This window comes from Tenacibaculum soleae (genome assembly GCF_030549005.1).
Taxonomy (GTDB): Bacteria; Bacteroidota; Bacteroidia; order Flavobacteriales; family Flavobacteriaceae; genus Polaribacter; species Polaribacter soleae.
The window spans coordinates 76,631-94,175 of the sequence record NZ_JAUOSW010000002.1 but is presented as its reverse complement, the minus strand read 5'-3'; the positions used below and the strand labels follow the sequence as shown (position 1 = coordinate 94,175).

Sequence of the window (17,545 nt, the reverse complement as noted above, 5' to 3'; positions counted from 1 at the left end):
AATCTATTCAAATTGAATTAAATTTTATACCTTTGTTTTCAATATGAAACAAGTATTCCATAAAATAATGTCACTTTTAATGGCTTTTGTAGTGTTATTTTCTACAATGTCATTTACTGTAGATATGCACTATTGTGGAGATACTTTAATGGATACAGCTATATTCCATAAAGCAGAAACCTGTGGAATGGAAATGGAAAACCCATTAACTGATGGGTGTTCTATAACAAAAAAGAATTGTTGTAGTGATGAACAATTAGCTGTTGATGGTCAAAATGAATTACAACTTCAAGTTGATAAAATTACTTTTGAGCAGCAGGTATTTATTGCTTCTTTCGTATATACTTACATTAACCTTTTTGAAGGGTTAGATAATAACGTATCTTCTTTCGAAGAATACGAACCACCACTTGTCGTCAAGCAAATCTTCAAGATTGACGAGACTTATTTAATTTGATTTTTAAACATTAGACTGTTTTATCCTATGGCTGTATGTCATAAGGATGATTTTTTGTATTCGGTGTTTTCTTAACACCTATGTCTAACTGTTTAATAATCAAAGACAATGCTAAATAAAAGCATCAAATTTTTAATAGAAAATAAACTCGTAGCAGTATTATTACTTGTTCTCTTTATAGGCTGGGGAACGGTAAATGCACCATTTAATTGGGAAACAGGATTTTTACCAAGTAACCCTGTAGCTGTAGACGCTATTCCCGATATTGGAGAGAACCAACAAATAGTATTTACTAAATGGGATGGTCGTTCACCACAAGATATAGAAGACCAAATAACCTATCCATTAACAACATCTTTACTCGGTATTCCAGGAGTAAAAACCATTCGTAGTTCGTCTATGTTTGGCTTTTCAAGTATCTATATCATTTTTGAAGAAGATATTGAGTTTTACTGGAGTCGTAGTAGAATATTAGAAAAACTCAACTCGTTACCAAGCGGATTATTACCCGAAGGTGTTAATCCTGCTTTGGGTCCAGATGCCACAGGATTAGGGCAAATTTTTTGGTACACATTAGAAGGTCGTGATGAAAGCGGAAATGTAACAGGTGGTTGGGATTTACAAGAATTACGAAGTATTCAAGACTACTATGTTAAATATGCACTATCGTCTGCAAGTGGCGTATCAGAAGTGGCATCAATTGGTGGTTATGTACAAGAATACCAAGTAGATGTTAATCCGGAATTAATGCGTCAATACAATATTGGTTTACATCATATTGTAAAAGCAGTAAAAGAAAGTAATAAAGATATTGGTGCACAAACTTTAGAAATTAATCAAGCCGAATATTTAGTTAGAGGTTTAGGTTATGTAAAATCTATTGCCGACATAGAAAATGCAGTAGTTACTTCCGAAGATTACACAGCGATTAAAATTAAAGACATAGGAAAAGTGTCTTTAGGTCCTGCAACTCGAAGAGGATTACTGGACAAGGAAGGTGCAGAAGTTGTTGGTGCTGTCGTAGTAGCGCGATATGGTGCGAATCCAATGGAAGTTATCAATAATGTTAAAGAAAAAATTAACGAATTAAGCGCAGGACTACCTTCAAAAGTATTAGCCGATGGCAGAACTTCACAAGTAACTATTGTTCCTTTTTATGACAGAACAGAACTCATTCAGGAAACTTTAGGGACACTTAATGAAGCCCTAACATTAGAAATACTAATTACTATTTTAGTTATAATCATTATGGTATTTAATCTTCGAGCTTCTGTATTGATTTCTGGCTTACTACCAGTTGCTGTATTAATGGTTTTTATAGCAATGAAACTCTTTGGTGTAGATGCTAATATTGTGGCTTTATCAGGTATCGCTATTGCTATTGGTACAATGGTAGATGTAGGTGTAATACTTTCAGAAAACATCATTAGGCATTTAGATGAAAACAAAGATAAACTGCCTATAAATAATGTGGTTTACAACGCAACAGCAGAAGTATCTGGAGCAATTGTAACAGCAGTTATGACAACCATTATAAGTTTTATTCCTGTATTTACAATGATTGGAGCTGAAGGAAAATTATTCAGACCATTAGCCTTTACTAAAACATTTGCTTTAACAGCTTCAATTATTGTAGCGTTGTTTTTAATTCCACCCTTTGCTGCATTTTTATTTAAAAAGAAAAACATTAAAACCAATTTCAAATATGTTTTAAATGGGGTTTTAATAGCATTAGGAATTATTGCCACAGTCTATGGTTATTGGTTAGGTTTAATCTTGGTAGCTTTTGGAGTTACAACACTATTAAGTGTTCAAAAAATGATAAGCGAAAAACAAGCAAATCTTATTAATATTATCATATCTGTATCTGCTATTGTGTTTTTATTAGCTGAATATTGGAGACCTTTAGGTGTAGATAAAAGCATCTTTTGGAATCTCATTTTTGTAAGTATTATTTGCTTTGGTTTATTAGGTGTTTTCTCATTATTCATAAGGTATTATACACGTATTTTAAAATGGTGTTTGAACAATAAACTAATATTCTTATCCATACCAACAGCTATTGTAATAGCAGGTTTTTTCATAATGAAAAATACAGGCAAAGAATTTATGCCATCTTTAAATGAAGGTTCTTTTTTATTAATGCCAACTTCAATGCCACATTCTGGAGTCGAAGAAAACAAACGTGTTTTACAACAGTTAGATATGGCTGTAGCAAGTATTCCAGAGATAAAAACCGTAGTTGGTAAAGCAGGTCGTACAGAATCAGCTTTAGATCCAGCGCCTTTGTCTATGTATGAAAATATTATTCAGTATAAATCAGAATATATGCTGAATAAAAACGGAGAACGTCAACGTTACAAAGTAAATAATGATGGTTTATTTGAATTAAAAGATGGACGTTTCATCGCTAATCCTAATAATACAGAAAATGTCACTTTGAGCGCTGTAGAAAGGTCGCAATTAATAGAAGATAATAATGGCGAATTTTATCGAAACTGGCGACCAGAAATAAAATCACCAAACGATATTTGGAATGACATTGTAAAAGTTACCAAGTTACCAGGCGTTACTTCTGCACCTAAACTACAACCTATTGAAACACGATTGGTAATGCTGCAAACAGGTATGCGTGCACCAATGGGAATAAAAGTTAAAGGTCAAGATTTAAAACAAATTGAAGCCTTTGGTGTACAGTTAGAAGGAATTTTAAAACAAGCTGATGGTGTAAAAGACGAAGCTGTTTTTGCAGACCGTATTGTAGGAAAACCTTATTTACTTATTGATATTGATAGGGAAAAAATTGCACGTTATGGTATATCTATACAAGATGTACAAGAGGTGCTAAAAGTAGCTGTTGGTGGTATGGTTTTAACCCAAACTGTTGAAGGTAGGGAGCGTTATGGAGTACGTGTTAGATACCCAAGAGAATTAAGAGCTAATCCAACCGATTTAAAGCAAATCTATGTGCCAGTTGAAAAAGGCAGTCCAGTACCATTAAGCGAATTGGCAACCATTAGATATGAACAAGGGCCACAAGTTATTAAGAGTGAGGATACTTTTTTAGTAGGCTATGTATTATTCGATAAAATGGATGGCTTTGCAGAAGTAAATGTTGTTGAAAATGCACAAGCTTTAATTCAGCAAAAAATAGATTCAGGCGAATTGGTAGTACCAAAAGGGGTTAATTATCAATTTACAGGAAGCTATGAAAATCAAATAAGAGCAGAAAAAACTTTATCGGTTGTAGTGCCTTTGGCATTGGCTATTATTTTCTTAATACTCTATTTTCAATTCCGTTCAGTAGGTACATCATTAATGGTATTTACTGGTATTGCAGTTGCTTTTGCAGGTGGTTTTTTAATGATCTGGTTATATGGTCAAGATTGGTTTTTAAACTTCAACTTTTTTGGCGAAAATCTGCGTGATTTATTTCAGATGCATCCAATTAATTTGAGTGTTGCTGTTTGGGTAGGCTTTATTGCACTTTTCGGAATTGCAACCGATGATGGTGTAGTTATGGCAACGTACTTAACTCAAATATTTGAAAGGAATACACCAAAAAACAAAAAGCAAATCAGAGCAGCTGTTGTTGAAGCAGGAGAAAAACGTATTAGACCGTGTTTAATGACTACTGCAACAACCATATTGGCATTATTACCAGTATTAACCTCAACAGGTCGTGGTAGTGATATTATGATTCCTATGGCAATACCAAGTTTTGGAGGTATGCTAATTGCCTTAATCACCTTATTTGTAGTACCAGTTTTATACAGCTGGAAAGCAGAAGCTCAACTAAAAAGAACATCAAAATGAAACATATAAAAACAATCTTTTTTCTTTTTTCTTTTCTCTTTGTTCTCAAAGGAAATGCACAAGAATTACAAACTTTAATCGATGAAGCTTTGGTAAACAATCCAGAGATTCAAAAATTCGAGTTACAGCACAAGAGAGTTTCAGAAAAAGTAAATGAAGTTAATACCATTCCAAATACCGAATTTGGAGTAGGTTATTTTGTAAGTGAGCCAGAAACAAGAACTGGAGCCCAACGCTTTAAAGTTTCTGCAAAACAAATGTTGCCTTGGTTTGGCTCAATAACAGCAAGAGAAAATTATGTAAGTTCTTTAGCTGAAACTAAATATGAAGATATTGTAATTGCCAAACGTAAATTAATGGTTTCGGTATCACAATCGTATTACAAGTTATATACTAATAAAGCAAAACAAAAAGTATTAACTAACAATATCGAACTCTTAAAAACTTACGAAACAATGGCTTTAACTTCTGTCGAAGTTGGCAAAGCTTCAGCAGTAGATGTGTTACGATTACAGATGCGTCAAAATGAATTACAACAATTAAAAGAAGTGTTGCAACAACAATTTTTAGCAGAACAAACAACCTTAAATAAACTTTTAAATAGAGAAAAAGAGGTTTCTATAGTTGTTGTTGATAAATTAAATATGCCTTCTGAAGATTTTGAAATCACTTTTGAAAATTTAGCATTGCATCCTGAATTATTAAAATATGATAAACTCTTTAAATCCATTGAACAATCAGAATTATTAAACCAAAAAGAAAGCAGTCCTATGATTGGTTTTGGATTAGATTATATCAATGTGGCGAAACGTCCAAATATGGACTTTAGCGATAATGGAAAAGATATTGTAATGCCAATGGTGTCTTTATCAATACCAATATTTAATAAAAAATATAAATCGAAAACAAAGCAAAACGAGTTACAACAGCAGGAAATTACTGCACAAAAACAAGAACGCTTAAATACTTTGGAAACGCTTTTAGATAAAGCAATAAAAGAAAGAGTGTCTGCAAGAATAAGTTATAAAACTCAAACCAAAAATTTGAAGCAAGCTAATGATGCAGAGCAAATATTAATCAAAAGTTACGAAACAGGAACAATTGATTTTAATGATGTTTTAGACATTCAAGAACTGCAATTAAAGTTTCAAATGAATCAAATAGAATCGATTAAAACTTATTATTTACAAACCACAATCATCAATTATTTAAGCAACTAAAAACAAGTATAATTTAAAACAATAAAAATGAAATATTTAAAAACAATAGTAGCAATTTTAGTAATCTCTTTAATAAATCTTACAATAATTTCTTGTAAAGATGCAAAAAAGGAGAATACTCAAGACAGCATAGTTCATTCAGAAATGAACCATAACAAAATGGATAAATCCAATAATATGATGGATGAGAATTCACAAAATTCAGGTGTTCAAAAAGTGTTAGCAGACTATATGATACTTAAAGATGCTTTAGTAGAAACCGACAAAAACAAAGCTGCTAAAGCTGGCGATAAATTGAACAATACTTTGAGCAAATTTGAAATAAATGGTTTTACTGTTGAACAGCAAAAAGAACTTAAAGATATTATTACAGATGCCAAAGAACACGCAGAACATATTGGTAGAAGTGAAATAGATCACCAAAGAGAACATTTTAAAACATTGAGTAAGGATATTATGGATATGGTTGCAATTACCGGTACTAAAAATACTTTATATCAACAATTTTGTCCAATGTATGATGGTGGCAGCGCTTGGTTAAGTTTGAACAAGGAAATTAAAAATCCTTATTACGGTAGTAAAATGCTGAAATGTGGTAAAGTGCAAAAAGAGATTAACTAAATGAAAATTGTAAAAATCATAGCATTGGTTTTAGTGGTGTGTTTTGTAGGCATACAGTTTATGCCTACAGAACTAAACCAAAGTAATATCGTACCAAAAACAGATTTTTTATTGGTAAATAATACACCTAAAAATATCAATACATTATTGCAAACGTCCTGTTATGATTGTCACAGTAATAATACAAGCTATCCTTGGTATAATAAAATTCAACCCATTGCTTGGTTTCTCGAAAACCATATTGCCGATGGAAAAGAAGAGCTGAATTTTAATAACTGGGACACGTATTCAACCAGAAGAAAGAATAGCAAATTAAAGTCAATTATTAATCAGATTAAGAACAATGAAATGCCACTTTCATCTTACACCTTAATTCATAAAAACGCAAAATTATCAACACCTGAAAAGACATTGGTTATTGATTATATAAAGAAACTAAAAGGCAATTTAAAATAAAGCCCTGATGTGGGAAGGAAATACTAATTAATTGGTTAATAGCCCTTCCCTTGTCAGGCACAAAAATAAAATAATGAAACACACATATCATATACACGGAATGACTTGCAACGGTTGTCGCAGTCACGTAGAAGAAACACTTTCAAAAGTTGATGATGTTTCAAACGTAAAAGTCAATTTAGAAAAATCAGAAGCTATTATTGAAATGCAATCACATATTTCAATTGAAATATTTCAAAAAGCATTAAAAGATGATGGTGGTCGATATAGTATTCATAAACAAGGTAAACACCAACCTAATAAAGAAAAAAAGCAGGAACAACCTAAAGGCAAAGGAACAGGTACATTTTATTGTCCTATGCACTGCGAAGAAGACAAAACATATAATAAAGCAGGTGATTGTCCTGTTTGTGGAATGGACTTGGTGGAAGAAAGAAGTTTAACTACAACAAGTAGCCAATTTACGTGTCCAATGCACCCAGAAATAATTAAAGACGAAGCAGGTTCTTGTCCTGTTTGTGGGATGGATTTAGTGCCATTAGAAGCGGATATTTCAGAAGAAGACAAAACCTATAAAAAATTGTTGAAAAAGTTTTGGATAGCTGTAATTTTTACTGTGCCAATATTTTTAATAGCAATGTCAGAAGCATTAGATAATAATCCTTTATATAATGTTTTAGAACAAAAACAATGGAACTGGATTCAGTTTGCATTATCAATCCCTGTAGTGTTTTATGCAACTTGGATGTTCTTTAAACGTGCTTACACATCAATAAAAACAATGAACCTGAATATGTTTACTTTAATTGGTATTGGTTCGGGTATCGCGTGGTTATTTAGTGTATTTGCAATGGTATTTCCAGATGTATTTCCACAAGATTTTAAAACAGCCGATGGTAATGTATTTGTTTATTTTGAAGCTACAACGGTAATTTTAACATTAGTATTATTAGGTCAATTATTAGAAGCAAGAGCACATAGTCAAACAAGTGGCGCAATAAAAGAATTACTAAAATTAGTGCCTTCAACAGCAACATTGGTTACTAATGGAGAAGATAAAGTTATTGCAATCGATAAAATTGAAAAAGACAATTTATTACGAGTTAAGCCTGGAGAAAAAATTCCAGTAGATGGTAGTATTGTAGAAGGTCATAGTAGCATTGATGAATCTATGATTACTGGAGAACCAATTCCTGTAGATAAGAGCATAGACGATAAAGTAAGTTCTGGCACAATTAACGGTACAAAGTCATTTATTATGAAAGCTGAAAAGGTAGGTTCCGAAACCTTACTTTCTCAAATTATTCATATGGTAAATAATGCAAGTCGTTCAAAAGCACCTATTCAAAAATTAGCAGATAGAATATCTAAATACTTTGTTCCAATTGTATTAGTTGTTGCAGTAATAACATTTATAGTTTGGGCTATTTTTGGTCCAGAACCTGCTTATGTTTTTGCCTTTGTAAATGCAATTGCTGTATTAATTATTGCTTGTCCTTGTGCATTAGGTTTGGCAACACCAATGTCTGTTATGGTTGGTGTTGGTAGAGGTGCACAATCTGGTGTATTAATTAAAAATGCTGAAGCATTAGAAAAAATGAATAAGGTAGATACGCTTATTGTAGATAAAACAGGTACGATTACTGAAGGAAAACCATCAGTTGAAAAAGTAATCTCAATTAATAATTTAAAAGAAGAAAAGCTACTTCATTTCATTGCTTCCTTAAATCAATATAGCGAACATCCTTTAGCAGAAGCTATTGTAAACTATGGTAAATCTAAAAATACTGTAATTACAAAAGTAAACGATTTTCAAGCTGTAGCAGGAAAAGGTGTTATAGGTACTGTTGAAAACAAAAAAGTTGCTTTAGGTAATGCAAAGTTATTAGAGCAGTTTGCCATAACTATTTCTAAAAATTTAGAAACTAATGTGGTTGCAGAACAAGAACAAGGTAAAACAGTATCGTATATAGCAGTAGATAATGAAGCTGTTGGATATGTAACTATTTTCGATGCCATTAAAACCACAAGTCAAAATGCTATTAAACAACTACAAGATAATGGTGTTGAGGTAATAATGCTAACTGGTGATAATAAAAATACTGCAAAATCGGTAGCAGAACAATTAAACCTTAAACACTATAAAGCAGAATGTCTTCCAGAAGATAAATTGAATGAAATTGATAAACTTCAACAAAAAGGAAGTGTTGTAGCAATGGCAGGTGATGGTATTAACGATGCGCCAGCTTTAGCACAGTCAGATGTTGGTATTGCAATGGGTACAGGTACAGATGTAGCTATTGAAAGCGCTTCAATTACGTTAGTAAAAGGAGATTTACAAGGTATTGTAAAAGCTAAAAAATTAAGTCACGATGTTGTTAAAAACATAAAACAGAATCTCTTTTTTGCTTTTATATACAATGTATTGGGTGTGCCCATTGCAGCAGGTGTTTTATACCCAATATTCGGGTTATTACTATCACCAATGATTGCAGCTTTAGCAATGAGTTTTAGTTCAGTATCAGTAATTGCAAACGCATTAAGATTAAGAAATATTAAAATATAGAAAAATGAAAAAATATATAGTTTACATAGTAATATTAGCAGTTGGCTTATTATTAGGTTGGTTATTATTCGGTGGTTCATCAAACAAAAAAACTGAACATAATCACGATGAAATAGCAGAAACCAATCAAAAATGGACTTGCTCAATGCACCCACAAATTATGCAACCAGAACCTGGTGATTGCCCTATTTGTGGTATGGATTTAATTCCTGCCGAAGCTGGAGCAGATGGTTTAGCAGCAGACCAATTCAAATTAACAAAAAATGCAATGGCGTTGGCCAACATTCAAACATCAATTGTAGGTAGTAGTAAAGCAGACGATAACGGTATTAAACTATCAGGTAAAATTGTTGCCAATGAAAAAGCAAATGCTGTGCAAGTCAGTTATTTCTCTGGAAGAATTGAACGCTTAAATGTCAGTTTTACTGGAGAAAAAGTAAACAAAGGGCAATTATTAGCAACCATTTATTCACCAGAATTATATGCAGCACAACAAGAATTAATTACAGCAGCTTCATTAAAAGAATCGCAACCGGCATTATATAAAGCAGTTCGTAATAAATTAAAATTATGGAAACTTTCTGAAAAGCAAATCAATCAAATAGAACAAACAGGAAAAGTAAAAGAAAATTTTCCTGTCTATGCAACTATCTCTGGTACTGTAACAGAAAAATTAGTAGAGCAAGGCGATTATATAAAACAAGGGCAACCATTATTAAAAATCGCAAACTTAAATTCAGTTTGGGGAAACTTTGATGTGTACGAAAACCAAATAGACTTATTTAAAAAAGGGCAAGAAATAAACGTAACAACTAATACTTATCCTAATAAAAAATTTAAAGGTAAAGTAGATTTTATTGATCCTATTTTAGATAACAGAACACGTACTGTTAAATTAAGAGTAGTGCTTAATAATAAAGACGAAGTATTTAAACCAGGAATGTTTATTGAAGGGAAAATTAAAGGAGTAACCTCTACTAAAGAAAAATCATTATTCGTGCCTTCATCTGCCATTTTATGGACAGGTGAACGCTCTGTAGTATATATTAAAACCAATCCAGACCAACCAGTTTTTGAAATGCGTCAAATAACTTTAGGTGACCAAATAGGTAATACTTACAAAGTATTAAAAGGGTTAAAAAATGGTGATGAAATTGTAACCAATGGAACTTTTACAGTTGATGCAGCAGCACAATTGCAAGGAAAAAAATCTATGATGAATAAAGATGGTGGAAAAGTAATGACTGGTCACGAAGGACATTTAGGTATGGATAGTAATTCATCAAAAAATAATACAGACCATACCAATATGAATGAACGGTTGGAAGTATCAAAAGCATTTCAGAAACAATTAAAAAAAGTATTTGAAAGCTATATTAGTTTAAAGGATGCGTTTGTTAAAGATAACTCAAGTAAAGCATCAGAAAATGCAAATAGTTTACTTGATAATTTGAATAATGTGGATATGAAATTAGTTAAAGATGAAGCTCATAATCATTGGATGTCATTAGTAAAAGAAATTAAATCTTCAACAATTGCTATTTCTAAAGCAGCAAATATAAAAGAGCAAAGAAATCATTTTAAACATTTGTCTTCGCATTTAATTAAAGCTGTGCAACTATTTGGTATCAATGAAAAGGTATATGTAGAGTTTTGTCCAATGGCAGATAGTAATAAAGGTGCCTATTGGTTAAGCAAAGAAGAAAAAGTAATCAATCCATATTTTGGCGAAGCAATGCTAACCTGTGGAGAGGTAAAACAAGTTATAGAATAATTAAATACAAATAATAACAATTAAATTTTAAAATAATGAGCTTTTCAAAGAAAAATCACGAACACAAAAACAATAATGTAATCGACGTGAGTAAAAAAGTAATTTTAAGTATAGCTGTTATAGCAGCTTTAGGTGTAACAAGTTGTAATAGTCAAACAAAAAAAGAAACAAAAACAACCACTACACAAATGTCAAAAGATATGGCTATGACAGACTTGTCTTTTGGTGTAAGAGGTAATTGTGGTATGTGTAAAAAAACCATTGAAAAAGCAGTAAATGCTGTTGAAGGTGTTGCAAGTGCTAATTGGAATGTAGATAAAAAGAAAATCGATGTCTCTTTTGATGATACCAAAACCAATGCAATGGCAATTCATAAAGCAATAGCAGCTTCTGGTTATGATACTGAAAAAGTAGCAGGAAGCGAAGAAGCTTATAAAAATTTACCAGGTTGTTGTCAATACGACCACGAAATGAAAATGAATCAATAAATAAGTATGATTTTTTAATGTAATTTATAGCAAAAGGAAAATTAAGGTTTTTTCTTTTGCTATAAAATATAACTAACCAAACACCTTTTAATTATTGTAAAGCCTATTATTTGCACAACCATTGCATTAAATAATTTATATATTTGCTACAATGAAATTATTAGCATTCATATTATCAATTTATATTTTCGCACTCAATCTAGCACCTTGTGCTGATTTTGATGTGTCTGATAATGATGTTAAAACTGAAATTTCACAAGCTATGGATAATGACCATCAGCACCAAGATTCAGATTTATGTTCACCTTTTTGTATATGTCAATGTTGTCATATAAACGCTACATATTTTCAGTTTTCTTACATAAAATATGAAATAACATTTATTTCTACCCAAGATTTTTTCTACCACAATGGGATAGAAAAAGATTTTACGACTTCCATTTTACAACCACCTCGGGTATAATTCAGTTTTCATAGGATAGCTATATCCTTTTTTAATGTTTTCGTCTTCGAGTAGCATAGCTACGAGAAGCTCATATTGAGCGAAATCGAATTACGAACACACTTTTATATTTTTTAACTGAATTAATACATTTTAATATGATTAATAAAATCATTGATTTTTCAATCAATAATAAATTCATTATTGGGTTGCTAACGCTTACCATTATTGGAGCAGGTATTTGGAGTATGACCAAAGTACCAATAGATGCTGTTCCGGACATTACCAACAACCAAGTACAAGTAATAACCCAAGCACCAAATTTAGGTACCGAAGACATTGAGCAATTTGTAACTTATCCTGTAGAAGTTGCAATGAGTAACTTACCAGATGTTCAAGAAATTCGTTCCGTTTCCCGTTTTGGTTTATCAGTAGTTACCATAGTTTTTGACGATGACATGGGTACTTACCTTCCTCGTCAATTAGTGGCGGAAAAACTAAATGAGGTCAAAGAACAAATTCCAAGTGGTTTTGGCGAACCTACAATGGGACCAATTTCTTCAGGATTAGGAGAAATTTATCAATACACGCTAAAAGTAAAACAAGAATATAAAGCCAAATATTCGATTACAGATTTACGAACGATGCAAGATTGGATTGTTCAACGTCAAATGGCAATGGTAGAAGGTGTTGTTGAGGTTAACGCAATTGGCGGCAAAATTAAACAGTACGAAGTTGCTGTAGACCCAAACGAACTAAAAGCCATTGGATTAACAATTACCGATATTTTCAATGCACTTCAAGCCAATAATCAAAATACTGGTGGTGCATACATTGAAAAAAATCATCAAGCCAATTTTATTCGTGGTGAAGGTTTAGTACGCAGTTTAGAAGACATTAAAAAGATTACGGTTAAAAACACAAATAGCATCCCAATTACAGTAGGCGACATTGCCACGGTTCAATACGGTTCTGCTATTCGTTATGGTGCATTAACACAAGATGGCGAAGGCGAAGTTGTTGGTGGTTTGGTAATGATGCTTAAAGGTGCAAATTCAAACGATGTTATCGAGAATGTCAAGCAAAGAATGGCGCAAATTGAAAAGTCATTACCAGAAGGTGTTATTATTGAACCTTTATTAGATAGAAGCAAACTAATAAGTGAAACAACATCTACCGTTGCAACCAATTTAATTGAAGGTGCTTTAATAGTTATTTTCGTTCTTATTTTCTTATTAGGAAATTGGAGAGGTGGTTTAATAGTAGCTTCAACAATTCCACTATCCTTATTATTCGCATTTATACTAATGAATGTCTTTGACGTTTGGGCAAATTTAATGAGCTTGGGGGCAATAGATTTCGGAATTATTGTCGATGGCGCTGTAATTATTGTAGAAAGTACCGTTTTCCTGATTGCTTCACAAATCTTAAAAAAGAAGAAGCTAACCTCTAAAGAACGTGATAATGTTGCAGCAAATGCTTCAAAAAAAATGATGAATGCGGCATTTTTCGGTCAACTAATTATCTTAATTGTGTTCCTTCCTATTTTAGCTTTAGAAGGGATTGAAGGCAAAATGTTCAAACCAATGGCATTGACTTTCATTTTTGCAATGATTGGTGCAATGGTACTTTGTTTGACGTATGTTCCTATGATGTCTGCACTTATTTTAAGAGCACCAAAATCAGACAAAAAATCCTATGGCGATAAGTTCGTGCATTGGGTAGAAAGTAAATACCAACCTTTATTAGAAAAAGCCTTAAAAAGAGGAAAACTAATAGTTGGAATCGCAGTTATTTTATTCGGAATTACCGCTTTTATGTTTTCTAGAATGGGTGGTGAATTTATTCCACAACTTGATGAAGGTGATATCGCGTTTCACGCTATTTTAAAACCAGGCAGTTCACTTTCTGAAACCATTGAAACAACCACAAAAATTGAGCAAATTGTAAAAGCTAATTTTTCTGAAGTCGAAAAAGTAGTGAGTCGTATTGGTGTTGCCGAAATACCAACCGACCCAATGCCTATGGATTTAGCAGATGTTATTGTGATTCTGAAACCAAAAAGCGAATGGATAACAGCTAAATCTAAAGATGATTTAATTGAAGAAATGAAAGAAGCGGTTGAAATAATTCCTGGTGTTAACTATGAATTTACTCAACCTATTGAAATGCGTTTTAACGAACTACTCGAAGGTGTTAGAGAAGACATAGCTATTAAACTTTATGGAGAAGATATAAATGTACTGTCTCAAAAAGCAGAAGAAATATCTAAAATAATTGCAGGTACAGAAGGTATTGGTGATATGAAAGCGGAAGCTACCACAGGTTTACCACAAATGACAATCACCTATAACCGAAGTAAATTAGCACAATACGGACTTCAAGTAAATACTTTAAATCAAATTGTACAATCTGCCTTTGCAGGAGGTACAGCAGGTGTTATTTTTGAAGGTGAAAAACGATTTGATTTAGTGGTTAGGTTAAGTTCTCATAATCGTAAAGACATAACTGATGTTCAAAACTTGTTTGTCAACTTGCCTTCTGGTGCACAAATTCCACTTCGTGAAGTTGCAGACGTAAGCTACAAAGCTGGCCCTATGCAAATAAGTAGAGACAATACTAACAGAAGAACTTATGTAGGTATTAATGTAAGAGGTCGTGATGTAAAATCGTTAGTAGCAGAAATCAAATCAAAATTAGATGCAAATCTTCAATTGCCTTCAGGTTATTTTATTAGATATGGTGGTGCTTTCGAAAATTTAGAACGTGCCAGTAATCGCTTGCAAACTGTAGTACCAATAGCATTACTACTTATTTTTGTGTTAATATATTTTGCGCTAAAATCACTACCACAAACTTTAATGATTTACATCGCTATTCCAATGGCAACCATTGGTGGTGTTATAGCCTTATGGCTTCGTGATATGCCTTTTAGTATTTCGGCAGGTGTAGGTTTTATTGTCCTTTTTGGTGTTGCAGTTTTAAATGGTTTAGTAATGATTAGTGGTTTAAATGAATTAAAAGAAGAAGGCGTTACCAATTTAAAAGATAGAATTATTGAAGGTACAAAACGAAGAATAAGACCTATTATGCTTACAGCTTTTACTGATGTATTAGGCTTTTTGCCAATGGCTATCTCTGCATCGGCAGGTGCAGAAGTACAACGTCCTTTAGCAACGGTAGTTATTGGTGGTCTGTTAACTTCTACATTATTAACCTTGTTTGTGCTTCCTATTTTATACCATTGGGTAGAGAACAAGTCTTTTAAATTTAAAGCAAACAAAAAATTTGCAACTGCAACAGCTATTATAGTTTTTATGTTTTTGTTTCCAATAACAGGAAATGCACAACAAGTTAGCGACTCTTTGCCTATTGTTTCATTACAAGAAGCTATAAAAATGTCAAAAGAGAACTATCCTAGTTTAAAACAAAGACAGTTAGAAATTGATAAACAGCAACAATTAAAAGGGACTGCTTTCGATTTTGGCTCAACTCAAATTTTTACAGGTGGTGAGGAAATTAAAGATGGTTCAGGTATTTACACAACTATTGGTGTTGGCCAATCAAATATAGATGTGTTTGGTATTGCACCAAAGCAAAAATTATTAGAACAACGTATTCAATTAGCGCAAAAGGCGTATCAACTTTCAGAATTGGAGTTAGAATTAGAGGTGAAAAAAGCCTGGTCTAATGCCTTTAAAAGTAAACGGAATTATAATCTGTATAAAGAATTGAATGCTATTTACACCAATTTTAAAAAAGCTGTTGAGTTAAATTATGAAGTAGAAGCTATATCAAAATTAGAATATTCAGCAGCTAAAAATCAAGCTTTACAAATTAAAAATAAAACAAAGCAAGCTTATAGCGAATACCTCATTGCTTTACAGCAATTAAATTTATGGTTAGTTTCTGAAAAAATCTATACAGTTCCAAACGAGTTTAAAACCCTTAACAACATAGATTTAACAGCCTTTAGTGCAGAAGCTCATCCTTTGTATGGTGTTTCTCAACTTAAAATAGCAGAAGCAGAAGCAAATTACAAAGCTGCTAAAGCCGAGAATTTACCAAAGTTTAACCTTCAAGGTGGTTTACAAAAAGTAAACGGTAGTTCAGGCTATTATACTTATCAAGCCGGTATTTCTATACCATTTCTTTCTGGTACAACAAGAAAACAAATTAGAACTGCAAAATTCAATAAAGAAATTGCAGAAGTAAATATGTTATTTAAACAAAAGGAAGTGCAATCTAAATTTAATCAAGCAAAAGAAAATTACCAAAAATGGAAAACGTCTTGGCTATTTTATAAAGATGAAGTATTACCACTTATTAAAGAACAGAAAACTGGCGCTTTATTTGCTTATAAAGAAGGCGAAATTGATTATTCTGCCTTTACGCAACTTATAAATCAAGCCATTCAATCAGAGTTAGAAGCTCAAACAGCATTGGTAAACTATTTACAAAGCATTTTTGAATTACAATATTTTAAATAATAACACTATGAAAAACAGATCATATAATATCCTAATAATAGTAATGTTGACCTTTTTAATAACTGCCTGTGGCAATAAAGAAAAACACAACGAAGAAGATGGGCATTCTCATAATAAAGAAACCAAAATTGAAACTAATGAAGGGCATAGCGAAAACGAAGAAGTGATGCTATCAGCACAACAATTTGAAGCCTTAAAAATGAAAATTGACACCATTGCGTTGCGAAATATGAGTGGTTATGTTGAAGCCAATGGAACGTTAGAAGTACCACCACAAAATGAAGCAGCAATAACTTCCGTAATTGGAGCTAATGTAGTTTCCATTAAAGTAATTGAAGGAGATAAAGTAAACAAAGGTCAGGTTGTTGCTTATTTATCACATCCTAATATCATTCAAATGCAAACCAATTATCTCAATGCGTATAGCAATAGCAATTTTTTAAAGAAAAATTATGAACGTCAACAAAAATTATATAATGCTGGCGTAGGCTCTGGTGCAAATTTTCAAAAAGCAGAAGCAGAATACGAAGCGTCAAAGGCTATGGTTAATGGAATGGCAGCTCAACTACAATTACTAAATATCAGTACAACATCGGTTCGTAATGGCACAATAGCTCAACAAGTAGCATTGCGTAGCCCAATTGAAGGGTTTGTTCAAAAGGTAGAAGTAAAAACTGGTCAGTATGTTGAGCCTCAATCAGAACTCTTTGAAATAGTAAATACACATCACGTCCACGCAGATTTAATGGTCTTCGAAAAAGATGTTTATAAAGTAAAAAAAGGTCAAAAAGTAACCTTTAATGTTCAATCTACTCAAAATGAAGAATTAATTGCAGAAATCTATTCGGTAAGCAAAACATTCGAAGATAACCCTAAAGCAGTACACGTTCACGCAGAAATTGAAAATAAAAAAGGTAATTTAATTCCAGGAATGTATATCCAAGGTAAAATTCAAGTTGAAAATACAAAAACAAGAGCATTACCAGAAAGTGCTATTATAAAAGAAGGCGATACCTATTTTGTATTTTCTGTAGAAAAGGAAAATGAAGATTGGAGTTTCAAGCCAGTCGAAGTCATTTTAGGAGCCAAAGATGGTAATTGGATAGCTGTAGAGTTTACTAAAGAAATCGAGACGAGTACAAAATTCGCTTATAATAATGCCTACTACCTTATTGCAGAAATGAAAAAAGGTGAAGCAGAACACGAACATTAAAT

Annotated in this window: 11 protein-coding genes; all 11 read left to right on the top strand. The window is 32.3% G+C overall.

Annotation, left to right across the window (positions count from 1 at the left end; genetic code table 11):
* The first annotated feature begins 43 nt into the window (after positions 1-43).
* The 11 genes from Q4586_RS02780 (at position 44) to Q4586_RS02730 (ending at position 17,543) form a co-directional block, all read left to right on the top strand.
* Positions 44-457 (top strand): HYC_CC_PP family protein, encoded by a 414-nt coding sequence (locus Q4586_RS02780; protein WP_068704607.1) that lies wholly within the window; start codon positions 44-46, stop codon positions 455-457.
* Positions 458-565: 108 nt separating this feature from the next.
* Positions 566-4,273 carry an efflux RND transporter permease subunit gene (locus Q4586_RS02775; protein ID WP_303526131.1) on the top strand — a complete coding sequence of 1,236 codons (3,708 nt, stop codon included), beginning with the start codon at positions 566-568 and terminating at the stop codon, positions 4,271-4,273.
* Positions 4,270-5,493 (top strand): TolC family protein, encoded by a 1,224-nt coding sequence (locus tag Q4586_RS02770; protein WP_068704610.1) that lies wholly within the window; start codon positions 4,270-4,272, stop codon positions 5,491-5,493. Before Q4586_RS02775 ends, Q4586_RS02770 begins: the two co-directional genes overlap by 4 nt.
* Before the next feature lie 27 nt (positions 5,494-5,520).
* Complete coding sequence (locus Q4586_RS02765; protein WP_303526128.1) at positions 5,521-6,114, top strand: DUF3347 domain-containing protein; 594 nt, start codon at positions 5,521-5,523, stop codon at positions 6,112-6,114.
* Entirely contained in the window at positions 6,115-6,570 is a 456-nt protein-coding gene (locus Q4586_RS02760) for a heme-binding domain-containing protein (protein ID WP_303526126.1), read from the top strand.
* Positions 6,571-6,643: 73 nt separating this feature from the next.
* Positions 6,644-9,136 carry a heavy metal translocating P-type ATPase gene (locus Q4586_RS02755; protein ID WP_303526120.1) on the top strand — a complete coding sequence of 831 codons (2,493 nt, stop codon included), beginning with the start codon at positions 6,644-6,646 and terminating at the stop codon, positions 9,134-9,136.
* Between the two features lie 4 nt (positions 9,137-9,140).
* On the top strand, positions 9,141-10,910 hold the full coding sequence (locus tag Q4586_RS02750; RefSeq protein WP_303526117.1) for an efflux RND transporter periplasmic adaptor subunit: 1,770 nt from the start codon (positions 9,141-9,143) through the stop codon (positions 10,908-10,910).
* Between the two features lie 35 nt (positions 10,911-10,945).
* Complete coding sequence (locus Q4586_RS02745; protein WP_303526115.1) at positions 10,946-11,398, top strand: heavy-metal-associated domain-containing protein; 453 nt, start codon at positions 10,946-10,948, stop codon at positions 11,396-11,398.
* A 151-nt stretch (positions 11,399-11,549) separates the two neighbouring features.
* On the top strand, positions 11,550-11,861 hold the full coding sequence (locus Q4586_RS02740) for a DUF6660 family protein (RefSeq protein WP_068704622.1): 312 nt from the start codon (positions 11,550-11,552) through the stop codon (positions 11,859-11,861).
* 137 nt (positions 11,862-11,998) lie between these two features.
* A complete protein-coding gene (locus Q4586_RS02735) occupies positions 11,999-16,330 on the top strand; it encodes a CusA/CzcA family heavy metal efflux RND transporter (protein WP_242176715.1) in 4,332 nt (1,443 codons plus the stop codon).
* A gap of 7 nt (positions 16,331-16,337) precedes the next feature.
* Positions 16,338-17,543, top strand: coding sequence for an efflux RND transporter periplasmic adaptor subunit (locus tag Q4586_RS02730; protein ID WP_215968334.1), 1,206 nt, complete (start codon positions 16,338-16,340; stop codon positions 17,541-17,543).
* The last annotated feature ends 2 nt before the right edge of the window (positions 17,544-17,545 follow it).